The organism is Agathobaculum sp., assembly GCF_022775115.1.
In the GTDB taxonomy this organism is placed as follows: domain Bacteria; phylum Bacillota; class Clostridia; order Oscillospirales; family Butyricicoccaceae; genus Agathobaculum.
The window spans coordinates 14316-31855 of the sequence record NZ_JALFLA010000022.1 but is presented as its reverse complement, the minus strand read 5'-3'; the positions used below and the strand labels follow the sequence as shown (position 1 = coordinate 31855).

The 17540-nt window shown below is 59.4% G+C and carries 20 protein-coding genes; all 20 read left to right on the top strand.

The window, feature by feature from the left end:
• Positions 1–705, top strand: a 705-nt coding sequence (locus tag MR935_RS03365) for an S-layer homology domain-containing protein (protein ID WP_290571045.1), incomplete at its 5' end; no start/stop codon positions are given.
• A gap of 435 nt (positions 706–1140) precedes the next feature.
• Positions 1141–2040: a stage III sporulation protein AB gene (locus tag MR935_RS03360; RefSeq protein WP_290571042.1), complete on the top strand. Its 900-nt coding sequence runs from the start codon at positions 1141–1143 to the stop codon at positions 2038–2040.
• A complete protein-coding gene (locus tag MR935_RS03355; protein ID WP_290571040.1) occupies positions 2034–2552 on the top strand; it encodes a stage III sporulation protein AB in 519 nt (172 codons plus the stop codon). Before MR935_RS03360 ends, MR935_RS03355 begins: the two co-directional genes overlap by 7 nt.
• Positions 2553–2566: 14 nt before the next feature.
• A complete protein-coding gene (gene spoIIIAC, locus MR935_RS03350) occupies positions 2567–2761 on the top strand; it encodes a stage III sporulation protein AC (protein WP_107631977.1) in 195 nt (64 codons plus the stop codon).
• On the top strand, positions 2758–3147 hold the full coding sequence (locus MR935_RS03345) for a SpoIIIAC/SpoIIIAD family protein (protein WP_290571035.1): 390 nt from the start codon (positions 2758–2760) through the stop codon (positions 3145–3147). Before spoIIIAC ends, MR935_RS03345 begins: the two co-directional genes overlap by 4 nt.
• Positions 3148–3159: 12 nt before the next feature.
• On the top strand, positions 3160–4260 hold the full coding sequence (locus tag MR935_RS03340) for a stage III sporulation protein AE (RefSeq protein WP_290571033.1): 1101 nt from the start codon (positions 3160–3162) through the stop codon (positions 4258–4260).
• Complete coding sequence (locus tag MR935_RS03335; protein ID WP_290571031.1) at positions 4257–4733, top strand: hypothetical protein; 477 nt, start codon at positions 4257–4259, stop codon at positions 4731–4733. Before MR935_RS03340 ends, MR935_RS03335 begins: the two co-directional genes overlap by 4 nt.
• Positions 4730–5281: a hypothetical protein gene (locus tag MR935_RS03330; protein WP_290571029.1), complete on the top strand. Its 552-nt coding sequence runs from the start codon at positions 4730–4732 to the stop codon at positions 5279–5281. Before MR935_RS03335 ends, MR935_RS03330 begins: the two co-directional genes overlap by 4 nt.
• Positions 5282–5315: 34 nt before the next feature.
• The gene (locus tag MR935_RS03325; protein WP_290571027.1) at positions 5316–5840 is read left to right on the top strand and encodes a SpoIIIAH-like family protein; all 525 of its coding nucleotides are present in this window, start codon (positions 5316–5318) and stop codon (positions 5838–5840) included.
• A gap of 111 nt (positions 5841–5951) precedes the next feature.
• Positions 5952–6356 (top strand): Asp23/Gls24 family envelope stress response protein, encoded by a 405-nt coding sequence (locus tag MR935_RS03320; RefSeq protein ID WP_290571025.1) that lies wholly within the window; start codon positions 5952–5954, stop codon positions 6354–6356.
• Between the two features lie 489 nt (positions 6357–6845).
• Positions 6846–8531 (top strand): methyl-accepting chemotaxis protein, encoded by a 1686-nt coding sequence (locus MR935_RS03315; protein WP_290571023.1) that lies wholly within the window; start codon positions 6846–6848, stop codon positions 8529–8531.
• A 312-nt stretch (positions 8532–8843) separates the two neighbouring features.
• Positions 8844–9323, top strand: coding sequence for a transcription antitermination factor NusB (gene nusB, locus MR935_RS03310; RefSeq protein WP_290571021.1), 480 nt, complete (start codon positions 8844–8846; stop codon positions 9321–9323).
• Positions 9316–10251, top strand: a complete 936-nt coding sequence (locus MR935_RS03305) for a DNA-binding protein (RefSeq protein WP_290571019.1) — start codon at positions 9316–9318, stop codon at positions 10249–10251. The genes nusB and MR935_RS03305 overlap by 8 nt, the downstream gene beginning before the upstream one ends.
• Positions 10248–11522 (top strand): exodeoxyribonuclease VII large subunit, encoded by a 1275-nt coding sequence (xseA, locus tag MR935_RS03300; protein WP_290571016.1) that lies wholly within the window; start codon positions 10248–10250, stop codon positions 11520–11522. The genes MR935_RS03305 and xseA overlap by 4 nt, the downstream gene beginning before the upstream one ends.
• 1 nt (position 11523) lies before the next feature.
• On the top strand, positions 11524–11760 hold the full coding sequence (gene xseB, locus MR935_RS03295) for an exodeoxyribonuclease VII small subunit (RefSeq protein ID WP_290571014.1): 237 nt from the start codon (positions 11524–11526) through the stop codon (positions 11758–11760).
• Positions 11757–12641, top strand: a complete 885-nt coding sequence (locus tag MR935_RS03290; RefSeq protein ID WP_290571012.1) for a polyprenyl synthetase family protein — start codon at positions 11757–11759, stop codon at positions 12639–12641. Before xseB ends, MR935_RS03290 begins: the two co-directional genes overlap by 4 nt.
• 756 nt (positions 12642–13397) lie before the next feature.
• Positions 13398–13988 carry a hypothetical protein gene (locus tag MR935_RS03285; protein ID WP_290571010.1) on the top strand — a complete coding sequence of 197 codons (591 nt, stop codon included), beginning with the start codon at positions 13398–13400 and terminating at the stop codon, positions 13986–13988.
• Positions 13989–14017: 29 nt separating this feature from the next.
• A complete protein-coding gene (dxs, locus tag MR935_RS03280; protein ID WP_290571008.1) occupies positions 14018–15889 on the top strand; it encodes a 1-deoxy-D-xylulose-5-phosphate synthase in 1872 nt (623 codons plus the stop codon).
• Positions 15882–16679, top strand: a complete 798-nt coding sequence (locus tag MR935_RS03275; RefSeq protein WP_290571006.1) for a TlyA family RNA methyltransferase — start codon at positions 15882–15884, stop codon at positions 16677–16679. The genes dxs and MR935_RS03275 overlap by 8 nt, the downstream gene beginning before the upstream one ends.
• Complete coding sequence (locus MR935_RS03270) at positions 16676–17530, top strand: NAD(+)/NADH kinase (protein ID WP_290571004.1); 855 nt, start codon at positions 16676–16678, stop codon at positions 17528–17530. The genes MR935_RS03275 and MR935_RS03270 overlap by 4 nt, the downstream gene beginning before the upstream one ends.
• Positions 17531–17540: the final 10 nt, after the last annotated feature.

Sequence of the window (17540 nt, the reverse complement as noted above, 5' to 3'; positions counted from 1 at the left end):
GATCCCTCCGACCCCGGCAGCAGCCCGGATCCCAATCCCGGCAGCGGCAACGCAGGCGCGGGCGGGGGCATAGCCGGCGGCGGCGCAGGCCTTATCACGCCTATTACCCCGAAGCCGGACAGCAAACCCGGCACCAAGCCGGAGACCGGCGCGGCGCATCCGTTTACTGATGTCAAGGAGACCGACTGGTTCCATGACAGCGTGGCGTATGTGTACGCCGCGGAGCTGATGAACGGCGTGGGCGAGACTGAGTTTAACTCCTATGGTACAACGAGCCGCGCTATGATTGCAGCGATCATCTACCGCATGGAGGGCAGCCCTGCCGTCACCGGCTTGAGCGGTTTCAGGGATGTGACATCCACCCCGGCGACAGCGTGGTATTACAACGCAGTCATGTGGGTAGCGCAATCCGGCATCATGGAAGGCTACGGAAACGGCATTTTTGGCGCGAGCGACGCGATCACCCGTGAGCAGATGGTGGCGATCTTGCATCGCTATGCGCAGCATAAGGGCAACGACATATCAGCGCTGGGGAGCATTAAAGACTTCATCGACCGGAGTGAAATTTCCGCATGGACGGAGGATACGATGCAGTGGTGCGTTGGCTCCGGCCTGATTCTCGGCAAGGGCAATAATCTGCTCGATTCAAAGGGGACAGCCACCCGCGCGGAGATCGCCACGGTTCTGATGCGAAACGCAGGCTAAAGCGACAGTCAGTTGTCACAGCAACAAATAAACACCGCAAGGGCGGTGAGATTTTCTGTCTCGCTGCCCTTTTTCGTTTGCCCGCGCAGGCAGTGGGCTTGACGTGTCCACGTTTTCCCATACTGAGGTGATACGTGAAGAACAGACGAGTTTGCAACCATCCCGCCCCTAAGCCAAACCGCCGGGCAACATGGATGGCTTTGTTGCGATAGTATATCCGGTGGATATGCCTGATATTTGGCCGCAAACACCACAAAACAAATAGAAAATCGGCAAAATGCTGTTCATTTGGATGCAGCATACCTTGCTAAAAGAGATGAACTGAGAGGGCGGAGTATTTGCTCCGCTCTCATTTCTTTTACCTCGCAGTGAAAAATAAGCACAGCCGGGCATATTCGGGACAGGCCGACGCATAGAGTGAGATAGGTGATCGAAATGGACGGAGCACGGGACAAAGTATTTGCGCAGGCGATCGGCTGTCTGACACCGCTGCGGGCGGCGCAGTTGGCTGCGCTGCCCGGTCAGGACACGGTGGAGGAGCTGCGCCTGCGGGCAGGGCGACCACCTGCGGTCAAAACAGCGGCGGGGGAGCGGGAAACTGGGCTTGCGCCGGTCACGCCGCAGGAACTGCGCGAGGTGGTCAGCCGAGCAGCGCGGTATTCGGTGCACAGCTATGCGGAGAGCATGAAGCAAGGCTTCATCACGCTGGCAGGCGGTCACCGGCTCGGCCTGTGCGGCACGGCCACATCGGAAAACGGACAGGTCGTTGGGGTGCGCATGTTGTCATCAGTCAATCTGCGCGTGGCACGGCAGCATCGCCAGATTGGCGGCGAGATCGCCGGGTGGATCGGAACAGCACGGCCGCGCTCGGTGCTGGTGTTATCGCCGCCCGGCTATGGTAAGACCACCCTGCTGCGTGAGTGGATACGGCTGACTGCGGAGCAGGGCTGGACAGTTGCCGTAGCCGATGAGCGCAGTGAGCTGGCCGCGCTCGCCGACGGCGTGCCGCAGTTTGACCTTGGGCGCTGTACCGATGTGCTCGAGGGCTGCACCAAGAAGCAGGCGGCGCTCATGCTGCTCAAGACCATGTCGCCTGCGCTGCTCGCACTCGATGAGATCACCGCGCCCGAGGATGTCGAGGCCGTCTCGCTCTGCGCGCACTGTGGTACGGCAGTACTTGCCAGCGCGCACGCGGAGGGAGTCAGGGATCTGCGTGGACGGACGCTTTATCGCGCACTGCTCGAGTTGGGGGTGTTTGACTGCGCAGTGGTAATCGGCTGCCAAAACGGACGAAGAACATACCGGATGGAAGAACTGGAGGAAACACCATGTTAAAAATGATCGGCGCCTTGATGATATGCGGTGCGTGTGCGGCGCTTGGGCTGAACGCGCGGCAGGAGCTGCGGCGCAGGGTGCGCGCGGCAGACGCGATGTTGCTGGCGCTGTCGCTTATTAGCAGCGAGATCGCCTGTCGGCGCACACCGCTGCCCGAGATCGTGGGTGAGCTGGCCGAGCACGACGACCCGGCGATCCGCACTGTGTTCAGCGGGCTGCGGCGCTGTCTGCGCGAGCAGACTGGCGTATCGCTCGGCTATCTATGGCGCATGAATCTGCGGGACAAGCGCGACGAGGTTGGCCTTGGACGGGCAGAGTGCGATATCCTGTGCGATGCAGCCAGCTTTCTCGGACGGTATGACGCGGCCGAGCAGACGGCCGGGCTGTCGATGGTCACGAGGCGCTTGACCGCCGCGCGCGAGCAGGCCGACGTGGAGCTGCAAAGCAAGGGCAATCTGTACCGCACCTGCGGTATCGCCATGGGCATTTTGGTGGTGCTGGTGCTGATCTGAAGGTGGAGGGACATATGGATGTTGATCTGATCTTTCGCATTGCGGCGGTCGGCATATTGGTGGCCGTGCTCGGTCAGCTGCTGACGCGTTCGGGAAGGGAGGAGCAGGCGCTGATGACCACGCTCGCTGGGCTGATCGTCGTGTTGATGCTGATCGTGCAGGAGATTAGCCAGCTCTTTTCGATGATGAAAAGTGTGTTTGGATTTTGAGCGGGCTTGCCATGCTCTGCGGGCTGACGGTGCTCACGCTCGTGCTCGCGCTGACGCTCCAAAAGGACGCGCCCGTCATCGCCTTCCTGCTGGCGCTGGCGGCGGGCGTGCTCATTCTGACACAGGTATTTGGCCAGATGGGTGGCGCGCTACAGCGGCTGGGCGTGCTGCTGCGGCAAAGCGGTATGACTGACAGCCTGTACCTGCCGGTAGCAAAGGCGGTTGGGATCGCTGTGGTCGTGCGGGTGCTCAGCGCGCTCTGCCGGGACGCGGGACGGTCGGCGCTGGCCGCCAAGGTCGAGATCGCGGGTGCGGTCGGCGTGCTGTCGGCCTGTCTGCCGCTTTTGGAGCAGGTGGTCGCACTGGTGTCTGAATGGACGATTTGAAAGGAACGGAAGATGAAAAAGCTGATATTGGCCGTGCTGGCTGCGCTGCTGTGCTTGGCGTATGCGCGTGCCGTGACCGAGGAGGAGGTGCGCGCGGTGGGCGGCAATACGCTCGACAGCACACTCACCGGCGAGCAGCGCGCCTATCTGGACGGTATTCGCCCTGAAACGGCGGATGATCTGGCTGCTTCGTTCAGCCGCCTGCTGGACAACGTATCCAAGGATGGGCAGGCTGCGCTGCGCAGCGGGGTACAGGGATTGCTGCGCGTTGCGGCAGTGATCGCGCTGACGGCGGCGGCACGCGGCTTTTCGTCCGCGGCAGGCGGCGAGGCGGACGGCATGATCGACATGGCGGGTGCACTCGGCTGCACCGGTGTGCTGCTGCGCGACTTTACCGGTGTGCTTGCGCTCTGCCGAGATACGATGGAGCAGATCAGTCTGTTTTCCGGTACGCTGCAGCCTGTGCTGGCCACTGTCCTGTCCGTCGGGGGCAGCGCGGCGACCGCGACCGCGCTGCAGTTGTCCGCGATGGTGGTGTTCGATCTGGTCATCCGTCTGCTGCAAACCATCCTCGTTCCCGCCGTCTGCGCCTATCTGGCGATCGCCTCGGTGGACGCGGCGGCGGGGAGCGGGATGCTGTGCGGCATCGGAGATGGGATCAAGGGACTGACCTCAGGTGTGCTCAAAGCAGTGCTGACGCTGTTCACAGCCTATCTGACGATTGCGGGCGGTGTTTCGGGCAGCGTCGACCGCATGGCGCTCAAAACCGCCAAGTTTGCCGTATCCGGCGCGGTGCCGGTCGTCGGCGGCGTAATGTCGGACGCGGCAGAGACAATGCTCTCCGGTGCGGCGCTGCTCAAAAATTCGATCGGCCTGTTCGGGCTGCTGTGCGTCACGGCCATCTGTCTTGTGCCCTTTCTGCGCGCGGGGGCAAGCTACCTGTGCTACCGCGCGGGAGCAGCCGTGCTGTCGCCGCTGTGCTCGGCCAATCTGCGGCAGCTGCTCGGCGCGATAGGCACAGGCTTCGGCCTGCTGCTCGGCATGATGAGTACCTGCTGTATGATCCTGTACTTGGAGCTGGTCTATGTGGTGGCGATGGTGAAGCCAATATGATGGAACTGTTACATACGATCCTGCTGCGTGTCACGCTGGCGGGCATCGCCTCGGCGGCGGCGCTGCGTATTGCCGGCAGCGGTGCGATGCGTGAATGCGTCCGGCTGGGGGCGGGACTGCTGATGCTGCTCGCGCTGCTGCAGCCGCTGGCGCGGGCAGGGCCGCTGTCATGGAAGGGGATAACGGACGGGATAGGTATTTCGCCTGAGGAGATCGAGGCGCGGAATATGCAGACCACGATGAGCGCGGTGGGTGCAAGCATCGCAGGCTCGCTGGAAAAATACGCGGCGGAGCGTGGATTTACATGCACGGTCATCGTCAATATGGGGCTGGACGGAGACGGCCTGCTCCAAATTGCCGACCTGACCGTTTATTACAGCAGCCGGGATGCAAACCGGGTCGGTGAGCTGCGCACGCTGCTGACCGAGGCATGCGGTGTGCCCGAGGAAAGACAGGAGTTGATCGAACGATGAAAGGATTTGATATCATCCCACTGCGCACAGCCTATGAGCGGCTCATGCCGCTTGCGCGGAAATACCGTGCGGTGCTGGTCGTGCTGCTGGCGGGGATGCTGCTGCTGGTCTCGGGCGGCTGGTTTGGCGGCGCGGACACGGCGGCGCGGCAGACGGCAAACGAGACAGCTGAGCAGGGCTTTGATCTGGCCGCGTTTGAGCGAACGCTGCATGACAAGTTGGCCGCGATCGAGGGGGTGGGGCGCGTCGACCTGATGCTGTCCCTCAAGGAGAGTGAGGAGGCAGTATACGCGGTCAATGTCCGTCGCACGCAGAACAGCGAGACGGCACAGAGTTATGAGAGTAACCTGACCGTGCTGTCCGACGGCAGCTACGGTGAGACACCTGTGACGGTCAAGCGGATGCTGCCCACCTTTCGTGGTGCGGTCGTGCTGTGTGACGGGGCGGACGATGCTGCCGTGCGGCTGGCGGTGACGCAGGCGGTCGGCACAGTGTGTGGCATTGGCTCGGACAAAGTGACGGTTCTGAAAATGGCACCGGAGACATAAATAAGTAGTAACCAAAACAGGAGGGCGAGCTGTGATGAAAAAAATCAAAAAACGCGGCGCGGTATATGGCGTGATCGCGCTGCTGCTGTGCACTGCGGTCTATTTGAACTGGAGCTATGTCGGTGCGCCGGACGATCTGCTGGCCGCCGAGCAGGCGGGCGTGGGTAATCAGGCGGCAACCACACCGAGCAGTGGTGCGGTGCAGGATAATTACTTTGCCGCGTCCAGACTGACCCGTGAGCAAGCGCGCGACGAGGCGGTATCCACCCTCAAGGAGATATCGGAGAGCCAGAGCGCCGACCAGACCGCCAAGGATGAGGCGGCCGCGCAGATATCCGTGTTGGCAGAAAATTCGGTGGCCGAGGCCAATATGGAGAGCATGATCCGCGCTAAGGGCTATGAGGACGCGGTCGTGATGATCGGAGAGGGGAGCGTCAACGTGGTGGTTGCGCCGCCCGAAGGCGGACTTGGCGCTGCGGATGTGACTGTGCTCAAGGACATCGTGATGGGAGAGACCGGTATGACAGCCGGACAGATCAGAGTCACGGAAGCGGCGTAAGTGACAGGGCTGGCAGCGTGGCGGATAAAGAACTCTACACAAATGATGCAGTGTTTTCCTTGCTTTTTTCCAAAACTGTGCTATAATCCGTATATAAGGAGAGTGAGCACTATGGCAGATCATAAGGATTATTGGTCGACCACCGGCGACCAAGGCTCTATTCGTATTTCGGAGGACGTGGTAGCCTCGATCGCCGCGCTTTCTGCGTCGGAAACCGATGGTGTCAGCGGCCTGTATTCGAGCTTGACCAAGGATATCGTCAGCTTTTTGAGCAAGAAGAACCTGTCGAAAGGCGTTCGCATCGAGCTTGGCGACGAGGATACGGTCAAGATCGAGATCGGCTTTCTTGCGTTATTCGGACACAATATCTGCGACGTGGCAAAGCAGGTGCAGAAGAATGTCAAAGCATCTGTCGAGTCGATGACCGGCCTAAAGGTCATCGAGGTTGACATCCACGTCGGCGGTGTGACCTTTGCTCCCGAAGCCGCGCCGGAGGAGCAGCCGGCGGAAAAGTGACTGGTAAAACCGTGCGGCTGAAACCGCACGGTTTCGCTTTGCCCGGCCGGGGCGCATACTTGTGAAAAGCACAACCACTTACGGAATGGAATAGCGTGGTTTTGGTGCCACACCTGTTTTTTGACGATTTCCTCTTCATAGTGTCCTGATTGCAAGCATAACGGTGTCACTCAGCGACTGTCTCCTGCGGAGGTGTTCGGTGGTTTATACCATATTTTTGTAAAATACGAATTGGGGATTGTCAAAAGTGCATACCTTATGCTATACTGTAGACAGCAATATTGGAAGATATGGTTTTCCCTTCCAAGACGCACCTTTATGCGTTTGGATTTTTAGTATTATCTGCGGAATACAGCGTCAGTCGGCATGTCATAGGAAAAGGCGTTTTCTTTTCTTATCACCTTTATTTTGGGATCTTCTGGAACGGAAGATTTATACATATATAAAGAGATATTGAAGAAAGGTAGTCTGTATGTTATGAAGCACAGGATGAAAAAATCGACAAAGGCCAAGCTGTTGGCAGTTATTACGATCGTGATGTGTCTCTTGAGTGCGGTAGCGGCGTTGATATCGAGCCAGTTGAACAAATCGACCATTGCCTTGATGCAGGATGAGATCCTTTATACGGAATATGTAGGTAATTTTGGTGACGCGTCCGCCTATCTGACTAACGAAGTACGCGCCTACGCGGCCACCGGCGACATCACCCGTTACAATAACTACTGGAGAGAAGTCAACACAGACAAAAACCGGGACAAGGCTGTGGACGCGCTGCGTGAGCTTGGTCTGACTGCTGAGGAAGAAAGCCTCATCAGCAAGATATCCAATCTCTCCAACAACCTAATCCCGCTGGAGGAGCAGGCGATGGCGCTGACTGAAGCCGGTGAAACCGTCGAAGCGGTCCGGCTGCTCAACAGCGGCTCGTACGCCGACGGTGTGGCGGAGATCGTTTCCATCAGAAACGAGTTTGAAGATGAGATCATGCAGAGGATCGATGCCAAGCGCCAGCGGCTGAGTGAGATGGCCAGCGTTGCACAGACGCTGTCTTACATTGATTTTACCATCGTCATCATCATTCAAATACTTATCATCTCCTTTGTACTGCGTGAGCTGATTGGACCGATTTGCGAGATGCACCATGTAATGGCAGGCCTGCTGGATGGCGAGCTGGACAGCGAGATCAATCTGCCGGAGGACGATACTGAGGTCGGCGACACGGCACATATGATACGGGAGTTCCAGACCTTCCAAAAGGAGATCATCGCGGATTTGGATTATCTGCTCTCGCAGATGGGAGAGGGCAATTTTGATGTCATCACCACCTGCCAGCAGAATTACCGGGGCGATTATGCCAATATTCTTGAAGCGCTCAAAAAGATCAACTTCACGTTGGATAAGACGTTGAAAAATATCCGTGAAGCTGCCATTCAGGTCGATGCCGGCGCTGAACAGATGTCTACCGGCGCGCAGGCGCTCAGCAGGGGCGCGATTGATCAGGCCGCCTCAACACAGGAGCTGTCCTCCACTGTTGGCGATATCAACGCTCAAATCAAGCAGGCGGAGGAGTACGCCTCGAACGCCAGCAGCAAGGCAACACAGGCCGGTGAGCTGACGCAGTCCTGCAATCAGGAAATGAAGGAGCTGGTTGCTGCGATGACCGAAATCAGCAAAAGCTCGGAGGAGATCGGCAAGATCATCAAAACGATAGAGGATATCGCTTTCCAAACCAATATCCTTGCGCTCAACGCAGCGGTAGAGGCCGCTCGAGCAGGCTCGGCGGGCAAGGGCTTTGCTGTGGTGGCCGATGAGGTGCGCAATCTTGCGGCCAAGTCGGCGGAGGCCTCTCAGAACACTGCGCAGCTTATCGAAAGCTCGATCAGCTCGGTCAGCAAGGGCGTTCAGCTGGTACAGAATACGGCAAAGAATTTGCAGGCTGTCGCAGATCATTCGCAGGAGGTTGGCCAGATGGTCAGCCGAATCGCCGAGACCTCCAAAGAGCAGAGCGCTTCGATTCATCAGGTTTCCATAGGTCTCGATCAGATATCCGCTGTGGTGCAGACCAATTCGGCCACGGCGGAGGAATCGGCGGCCACCAGCGAGCAGTTGTCCCGTCAGGCAGCCACGCTCAAGGAGTTGGTTGGTGCGTTCCAGTTGCGTAAAGACAGAAGAAAATAAGTGTAACGACAGGGGCGATGCGGCAGCGGGTGGATGACCATGAGGCGTGTCCACCCGGAAGGCCGTTGCCTGCCGTCTCCGCGCCGCAAAGACAGCACTTATCGTGACGCGCTGAGACGGCTTTGACAGAGGATTGGACAAGCAGTTCGATGCCGCCGATGCAGGCGGCGTCGAACTGCTTGTTGCTATGTTGCGGAGCTGATGGCTGCGCACATCACATCCGAGGGAATTCTTTGTCTATGCGCTTGCGTTTTTGGAAAAAATACGATAGAATAAGGCGTATTCAGAAGTAATGAGAAGGAGTCTGCTACCATGAACACAATGAGCAGAACGAAAGCAAGAGAGATCGCCTTGCATCTGATTTTTGAAATGGGTTTTCAGCAGTTTGCGGATGAAAGCCTGAACGACCGGCTGGATGAGGAGATCATGGCATCGATCAGCGGGGATATCGCGCTGTACGCGGGCAAGCTCGATGCGGAGCAGACCCGCTATATCCGTGCCGTGGTCAAGGGCGTAGCAGGTGAGCTTGCGGCGCTTGACCAGACCATTGAAGCCTATTCCAAGGGCTGGAAGCTCAGCCGCCTGTCGCGCATGACCGTGGCGGTGCTGCGGCTGGCGATCTACGAGATGCGCCATGTGGACGATGTGCCGGTCGGTGCGGCCATCAACGAGGCGGTCGAGCTGGCCAAGGCCTACGACACTGAGGAGGCGGCAGCATTCATCAACGGCATTCTGGGCTCGGTCGCGCGCGCCGAATTTTCTAAGACATCAACGGAGGGCGAACATGCCTGACCGTTTTCTGGGGATCGACACCTCGAATTACCGCACTTCGGCCGCGGTTTACGAGCCGTATACCGGATTCTGGCAGAACGAGGGCGAGCTGCTGACCGTGCCGGAAGGAGCAATCGGTCTGCGGCAGTCGGATGCGCTGTTCCAGCACATTGTCCGCCTGCATGAGAAGATCGGCGCGCTGCCGCAGGGAAGGCCGTGCGCTATTGGCGTGAGCACTCGTCCGCGTGCGGTCGAGGGTTCGTATATGCCCTGCTTTCTGGCGGGCGAGAGCGCCGCGCGCTGCGCGGCGCATTTGCTGTCCGTGCCGCTGTACGCAGTCTCCCATCAGCAGGGGCACATCGCGGCAGCGGCTTTTTCGGCGAAACAACTCGCGCTGCTGGACGAGCCGTTCCTTGCATGGCACCTGTCAGGCGGAACAAGTGAGCTGCTGCTCGTCCAGCCGGGGACGGATGGTTTGCCGGACTGCACCTGCATTGGCGGCACGACCGATCTTGCCGCCGGCCAGCTGATCGACCGCGCGGGCGCACTGCTTGGCCTGTCGTTTCCTGCGGGCGGCGCGCTGGATGCACTCGCGCTTTCCGCGGAGGCGGAAAAGGGCTTTTGTCCCAAAGTGGCCGATTGCCATTTTTCGCTTTCCGGTATGCAGAATCAGGTCGAGAATCAATTTAGGAGCGCGCCCGCCGCGCAGGTGGCGCGTTTTACGCTTGAGACCGTCGCCAACGCGGTCGTCCGGGCGACCAAGCAGGCGCTGGCGCGGTACCCGTATCCTGTGCTGTGTGCGGGGGGCGTGATGGCAAGCCAAATTCTGCGCGCGCGGATGCAAGCGGCGTTTCGCACAGTTTGCTTCGCCGAGCCGGCACTGTCGGGCGATAATGCGGTCGGTGCGGCGGTGTTGGCCGCACGGTTGTATGAGAGGGAGAAAACGTGAGCACGATCTATTCTGTCACCATGCTGAATAACGAGATCAAGGAACTGCTGGATGCCGTGCCGGGGTATCGCAGCCTGCTTGTGCAGGGCGAGCTGTCCAACTACAAGGCGCACTCCTCCGGTCACCATTACTTTACGCTCAAGGATGAGGGTGCGGCGATCCCGGCGGTGCTGTTTCGGTCGGATGCCATGCGGCTCAAATTCCGCCCGGAAAACGGCATGAAGGTCACTGTACGGGCACGTGTCAGTTCGTTTCCGCGCACAGGGCAGGTACAGCTTTATGTTGTGGATATTGTGCCGGACGGCGCGGGCGCGCTGCATCTTGCCTTCGAGCAGCTCAAAAAGAAGCTAATGGCCGAGGGCTTGTTTGATGTGGGGAGAAAAAGGCCCATCCCGTCTATACCGCAGCATGTCGCGCTGATTACCTCGCCGACCGGCGCGGCGGTGCGCGATATGATCCGTATTTTAGGGCGGCGCTGGCCGCTGGCGAAGGTAACGCTGTTTCCTGTGCAGGTGCAGGGCGAGGGTTCGGCCGAAAGCATCGCCCGCGCGCTGGCGCTGGCAAACGCGGTGGGCGAGGCCGATGTGATTCTGTGCGGCCGAGGCGGTGGCTCGATGGAGGATCTCCGGGCGTTTAATGAGGAGCTCGTGGCGCGGGCGATCTTTTCCTCGGAAATACCGGTCATCTCGGCGGTCGGCCATGAGCCGGATGTGACGATTGCGGACTTTGTCGCCGACCTGCGCGCGCCAACGCCCTCGGGCGCGGCCGAGCTTGCCGTGCCCGACCGCGCGGAATATGTACTGGCCGTGCGGCAGATGGGTGTGCGCTTACAAGCGGCGGCGCGCAAGCAGACTGTCTTGCAGCGGCAGCGGCTGGACACGCTGCGAGAGCGTTTGGAATCGCGCTCGCCCGACCGGTATATCGCGGAAAAGCGGCTGCTGCTCGACCATATGAGCGAGCGCCTGTGCGCGGTGCAGCGCGTCCGTCTGGCGCAGGCGGCACGGCAGCTCGGGCTGTATCGCCAACGGTTGCTGTCCGCCGGGCAGGGGGTGACGCAGCGGCGGCGCTTGCGCTTTGCGCAGGCCGTGGCGACGCTGGACGCGATCAGCCCGCTGAAGGTACTTGGCCGCGGCTATGCTGTGGCGGCCAAGGGGCGGCGCGGCGCGGCCATCACAGACGCAGCGCAGCTTAAGGCTGGGGACGCGCTGCACATTCGTTTTGCCAAAGGCGCGGCCAATTGCCGCGTGACCGATATCGAGGAGGAAGAATAAAATGGCCGAAAGGACGTTTGAAAGCCAGATGGCACGGCTGGAAGAGATTGTTCGTCTGCTGGAAAAGGGCGAAGCGCCGCTGGCCGACAGTATTAAGCTGTTTGAGGAGGGTACCAAGCTGTCCGCTGCGCTGGGCAAAATGCTCGACAAGGCCGAGCAGCGGGTGACGGTGATGCAGGAAAACGCGCTGGGCGAGCTGGTCGAGCAGCCGTTCGATCAAAAGGAGGCCGAGGCATGAGCTTTGACGCGCAGTTGCAAGCGGATATTGCACAGATTGAGTCAGCGCTTGCGGCGTATCTCTCGTGTGAGACGGGGGAGGGCTACGACCGCATCTTTGAAGCTGCCAAATATTCGGCTTTGGCGGGCGGCAAGCGGCTGCGGCCGGTCATTTTGCTGGCGTTCTGCCGCCTGTGCGGCGGCGATACGCACAAGGCCATGCCGTTTGCCTGCGCGCTGGAGATGATCCACACCTATTCGCTGATCCATGACGATCTGCCGTGTATGGATGATGATGACCTGCGCCGTGGCCGACCGACCAACCACAAGGTGTTTGGTGAGGCGACTGCCATCCTCGCAGGAGACGGTCTGTTGACGCGCGCGTTTGAGGTCGCGGCCGGTGCGGCTGGTTTGCCCGCGCCGCAGGTGCTGCATTGCATCCGGCTGCTGGGTGAAAATGCCGGTATGAACGGTATGATCGGCGGGCAGGTGCTTGATCTGGCGAGCGAGCAGCAGCATATCCCACTCGATCGGCTGCGGCTGCTTCAAAAGCTTAAAACAGGCTGCCTGATCCGTGCGGCCTGCGAGGTCGGATGCGTTGCCGCCGGACAGGAGGACGAGCTGTTGCTCGCCAAGGCGCGGGAGTACGGCGAAAAGTTGGGACTTGCCTTTCAGATACAGGATGATATTCTTGATATTGAGGGAGATGCCTCCGTGCTCGGTAAATCGATCGGCAAGGACGCACGGGACGAGAAATCGACCTTCCCGTCGCTGCTCGGTTTAGAGGAATGCCGCGCGTTGGTCAAGCAGCTGACTGGGGAGGCGGTCGGCGCGCTGGAGGCCTTTGGCGGCAGCGTGTTTTTGACCGAGCTTGCACTTCGCTTGGTGGAAAGAGTAAATTAGGTGTGAATTTTTATGCAATTTGCTTGAATAAAGCGGTTGTGTGTGATAGAATAGCAACATAAGTGGCGCAGTATCCTAGTCAGCGCATACGATTCCCAGGACGGGCCTAAAAATCCGTAGAAGGGCATATCGATGAAGTCTCTGGTGTTTGCTTCTTACGCCCAGTTTGGGGTGGATGCTGGAGGTTAAGGCTCGAGGGCGCGCTTCAATGGCATGAAGTACCGACCCTCCCGCCGTGGAGACCCGCGACTGTCGGACACCTATAGCATCGAAATTCGATTGACGGATGTCCAACGGCACGGGATGAAACCTGTATTGCGGTGCGGCGGCGGCTGTCCTGCGGTTTTCGCAGGGCGGATGGCCAAAGCGCTGTGTGCAGTGTAGCCTGCCTTGCGTGGTCATGGTGGATAACGTATCCGCCTGCGGTTTCCCGGCCAGGAACGCCGCGGGAATTGACGCTTGAAACCATGCCTGCAAAAGAGGCTAAGAATCGTGTTGCCTGTTGTGGAAAGCACCTAGGCTGTTCAATATGCAGAGGCAGGCGGAGGATTGCAGTGCGGACTCAGTGGCAATTCGGTCCCGGTGATGGTAACATCCCGGCACGGACTTTAATGGGAAACCCCCACGACGGCGACGCGTGGCAGTCCGCGGGGAAAGCCAACCGAACCTCAAGCCGCAAGATTAACTCAGCCTGCCGCCACTTTCTCTATAACGACATAGCCCCCAAGGGGCGTTCTGAATAAGGAGCATATGACCTTGGAATCGAGTGATAAACAGAAGAAAAAGTCACAACCGCAGCCAAAGCCACCGCTTATCAAGCTCAAATGGGTGCTGACGATCACCTGCACCAGCTTTTTGCTGTCGGTCGTGATGTCCTACGCTTCGACCGAGGCTCTGCGCAACGCCAACACGCTGCTGTCCTTTGTGGTGCTGTTTGTGTTTATTGGACTTGGCATCCTGTTTGACATGATCGGCGTGGCATCGACCTCGGCAACTGAAAAGGAGTTTCACTCGATGGCAGCGCGCAAGGTGCGCGGTGCGCGGGCGGCTGTTTGGATGACGCGCAACGCGGAAAAGGTCTCGAGCATCTGCAATGACGTTGTGGGCGATATCTGCGGCATCATCTCGGGTGCGACCGGCGCGCTTATCACTGCGAATATCACGGCGGGCAAGGATGCAGGCACGGTTGTCATCGTCTCGCTGCTCATCACCGGCATGGTCTCCGCGGCGACGATCGGCGGCAAGGCCGCGGGCAAAAGCGTTGCGATCGCATTCAGCAGCAAGGTGCTTGCGCTGTGCGGACGGGTGTTGTCTGTGCTGCCGCTCAAGCTGGATGGCAGAAAATAAAAATGCCTCCATGTTCTGGAGATAAAAATATGAAAAGATATGGTATTTTAGACAATATAGCGTCCCCAGCCGATCTGCGTGGGCTGTCCTATGAAGCGCTTGAGTCGCTTTGCGCGTCCCTGCGTGCATTTCTGGTCGATTCGGTATCCCGCACGGGCGGACATCTTGCGTCCAATCTCGGCGTGGTCGAGCTTGCAGTCGCGCTGGAGCGGGAGTTTGATTCTGCGCGTGACCGCATCATTTATGATGTCGGCCACCAGAGCTATGTGCATAAGATTCTGACCGGCCGCCGCGACCGGTTTGATACGCTCCGCCAGTTCGGCGGCTTGAGCGGATTTATGAAGCCATCGGAAAGTGTGACCGACCCATGCGTGACCGGACATGCCTCGAACTCGGTGTCGGTCGCGCTCGGCATGGCGCACGCGCGCACGCTGAAAAACCAGAAATATCATGTGGTCGCCGTGATCGGTGACGGTGCGATGACCGGGGGCATGGCTTACGAAGCGCTCAACAACGCCGGCACATCGGGCGAACCGCTGTTGGTCATATTGAACGACAACAATATGTCTATTGCAAAAAATGTCGGCGGACTGAGCCGGCATTTGTCGCGTCTGCGCGTCAGTTCGGGCTATCTGGATGCCAAGACCCGCGTTAAGGAGCGTTTGGCACGGATACCGGGCGGCGGTGCGCTTACGCGGCATATTTCGCGTATCAAAGCACGGATGAAGCGCGTTTTGCTGCCTACCACGCTGTTTGAACAGATGGGGTTTACCTATCTGGGCCCGGTAGATGGGCATAACCTGAAAAGCGTGTGTGAGCTGCTCGCGCAGGCAAAAAAGATGAAAAAACCGGTGCTGCTGCATGTGATGACTCAGAAGGGGCGCGGCTATACGCCCAGTGAACAGCAGCCGGAACAATATCACGGCGTCAGCCCATTTGATGCAGCGGCCGGAGTGCCTGCCGCGTCCGGTAAGGCGGATTTTTCTGCCTGCTTTGGCGAGACGCTGTGCACCTTTGCGGAGAAGGACGCACGCATCTGTGCGATCACAGCAGCGATGCCGTCAGGCACCGGGCTGAATGACTTTGCCACGCGGTTTGCCGACCGCTTTTTTGACGTGGGTATCGCGGAGGAGCACGCGGTAGCAATGGCAGCAGGATTGGCGGCGCAGGGTACGGTGCCGGTGGTCGCGCTGTACTCTACCTTTTTGCAGCGCGCCTATGACCAGCTGGTGCACGATGTGGCGATCAGCCATTTACACGTTGTGCTCTGCGTGGACCGCGCAGGTATTGTCGGCGCGGACGGCGCGACGCATAATGGTGTGCTGGATGTGTCGTTTCTTCGCTCGATCCCCGGACTGCGGGTGTTTTGCCCGTCAAATTTTGCCGAGCTGCGCAGCATGATGTCCCGTGCGATCTACCGGGAGGACGGGCCGGTGGCTATCCGCTATCCGCGCGGCGGCGAGGGCGCGTTTCAGGACGATACCTCGGCCGCGCCGATCGTGCATGTGCGGGCGTGCGCACAGCCGGAGGTTTCGCTGCTCACTTACGGCATCATGGTAAACGAGGCGCTGGCCGCCGCCGCGCTGCTTGCCGAGCATGGCATTGAGGCCGAGGTCTGGAAGCTGAACGAAATTGATGAGACCACCGAGCAAACGCTTGCGCAGACCGCCGCACAGATGGCGGATTGGTGCGTCGTGGTTGAAGATGTTGTTCGCACAGGCGGCGTAGGGCAAACGATGAGCGCGCAGCACAACGGCCGCGTTGACTTGCTCAACACGGGAGACCGGTTCCTGCCGCATGGAAGTGTGCCGGAGATATACCGTTGCTGCGGCATTGATGCGCAGAGCATTGCAGATTTTATCATGCAAAATCCAACAATGGGAGAGGGCGCGCGTGGCTAAAAAGCGTTTGGATGTCCTGTTATACGAAAAAGGGCTTTGCCCCTCGCGTGAGCGCGCCAAGACCGCGATCATGGAGGGTATTGTTTATATCGGTGGGCAAAAGGCCGGTAAAGCGGGCGACATGGTGGATGAAAACGCCGCGCTCGAGGTGCGGGACAACGGCAACAATTTTGTCTCCCGCGGGGGCAAGAAGATTGAAAAGGCGCTCGACTATTTTGCGATCGACCCTGTGGAGTTGGTCGTGATGGATGTCGGCGCGTCTACCGGCGGCTTTACCGATTGCCTGCTGCGCCGCGGCGCGCGCAAGGTCTATGCCATCGACGTGGGCTATGGCCAGTTGGCTTGGAGCCTGCGGCAGGATGCGCGCGTCAAGTGCATGGAGCGCACCAATATCCGCTATGTCACACCCGATATGCTGGAGGAGACGCCGTCTCTCTGCGTGATCGACGTGTCCTTTATCTCGCTCAGGCTGGTGCTGCCGGTCGTGTCTGGCTTGCTGACTGATGACGGCCGTGTGGCCTGTCTGATCAAGCCACAGTTTGAGGCTGGCAAAGGCAAGGTCGGCAAAAAGGGCGTTGTGCGCGAGGCGGAGACCCATCTGGATGTGCTTCGGCAGTTTGTCACCCATGCGAACGAAGCGGGTTTTGCCGTGCGGGATGTGACCTTTTCGCCCATCAAGGGGCCGGAAGGAAATATAGAATTTTTGGGTTATCTGGCCAAGCAGGGCGAGCCGGTAGTCCCCGACTTGCAGGCTATCGTGCGCGAGGCTCATACGGAGTTGGATGTATGAGCAAAAAGATCTTTTTCCTTTATCCGAATGCACGAAAAGAGGGCGCGCATGAGTTGCTGCCCGCGGTGTGCGACAGGCTGCGGCGTGATGATGTGCGTCTGCTGCTGCCGATGCCGCTGCGCGCCGCAGGGTATACTGCGGCAGGGGTAGACTATATGGAGACCGACGGAGCGCTACGCGTTTCCGATCTGGCGATCGTACTCGGCGGGGACGGCACGATGCTACGCCTTGCGCGCGCGGCCGCTATGCAACAGCTGCCGCTGCTTGGCATCAACGTCGGCCATATCGGGTTTATGACCGAGCTTGAGCCGGATGAGCTGGACGAGATGGAAAAGCTCTTTGCCGGCCGTTATACAATCGACAGCCGTATGATGCTGCATGTTGCGGTGCACCGGGACGGACGGATCGTATATGAAAACGACGCGCTTAACGATATCGTGGTGGCAAAGGGCACGGCGTTTCGCGTCGTGCGCGTGCGGATCGCGGCGGACGATGAGGAGGTCGCCCATATGAACGGCGACGGCGTGATCGTCTCCACGCCGACCGGCTCGACCGCGTACAGCCTTTCCGCCGGCGGGCCGATCATTGAACCGTGCGCGGAAAACCTTTCGGTCATCCCGATCTGTGCGCACGCGCTGGCGGCTAAATCCTTTGTTTTTGCACCGGAGCGGCGCATTACGCTCTCGGCAGCGTGCGAGGGCGGCAGTGAGGTATTTATCTCAGCCGATGGTGGGCAGGGCTTTGCCGTCCGGCCGACGGATCGGATCGAAATCACCCGTTCCTCACTGCGCACCAGGCTAGTGCGCCTGAAAGGCAACAGCTTTTATACCATCTTGCAGCAAAAGCTCTGAGCAGAGGAGG

Bases quoted from the DNA above. Each gene is read 5' to 3' on its own strand.
- MR935_RS03360 (WP_290571042.1), top strand. From the start codon at position 1,141: ATGGACGGAGCACGGGACAAAGTATTTGCGCAGGCGATCGGCTGTCTG.
- MR935_RS03355 (WP_290571040.1), top strand. From the start codon at position 2,034: ATGTTAAAAATGATCGGCGCCTTGATGATATGCGGTGCGTGTGCGGCG.
- spoIIIAC (WP_107631977.1), top strand. From the start codon at position 2,567: ATGGATGTTGATCTGATCTTTCGCATTGCGGCGGTCGGCATATTGGTG.
- MR935_RS03340 (WP_290571033.1), top strand. From the start codon at position 3,160: ATGAAAAAGCTGATATTGGCCGTGCTGGCTGCGCTGCTGTGCTTGGCG.
- MR935_RS03335 (WP_290571031.1), top strand. From the start codon at position 4,257: ATGATGGAACTGTTACATACGATCCTGCTGCGTGTCACGCTGGCGGGC.
- MR935_RS03330 (WP_290571029.1), top strand. From the start codon at position 4,730: ATGAAAGGATTTGATATCATCCCACTGCGCACAGCCTATGAGCGGCTC.
- MR935_RS03325 (WP_290571027.1), top strand. From the start codon at position 5,316: ATGAAAAAAATCAAAAAACGCGGCGCGGTATATGGCGTGATCGCGCTG.
- MR935_RS03320 (WP_290571025.1), top strand. From the start codon at position 5,952: ATGGCAGATCATAAGGATTATTGGTCGACCACCGGCGACCAAGGCTCT.
- MR935_RS03315 (WP_290571023.1), top strand. From the start codon at position 6,846: ATGAAAAAATCGACAAAGGCCAAGCTGTTGGCAGTTATTACGATCGTG.
- nusB (WP_290571021.1), top strand. From the start codon at position 8,844: ATGAACACAATGAGCAGAACGAAAGCAAGAGAGATCGCCTTGCATCTG.
- MR935_RS03305 (WP_290571019.1), top strand. From the start codon at position 9,316: ATGCCTGACCGTTTTCTGGGGATCGACACCTCGAATTACCGCACTTCG.
- xseB (WP_290571014.1), top strand. From the start codon at position 11,524: ATGGCCGAAAGGACGTTTGAAAGCCAGATGGCACGGCTGGAAGAGATT.
- MR935_RS03290 (WP_290571012.1), top strand. From the start codon at position 11,757: ATGAGCTTTGACGCGCAGTTGCAAGCGGATATTGCACAGATTGAGTCA.
- dxs (WP_290571008.1), top strand. From the start codon at position 14,018: ATGAAAAGATATGGTATTTTAGACAATATAGCGTCCCCAGCCGATCTG.
- MR935_RS03270 (WP_290571004.1), top strand. From the start codon at position 16,676: ATGAGCAAAAAGATCTTTTTCCTTTATCCGAATGCACGAAAAGAGGGC.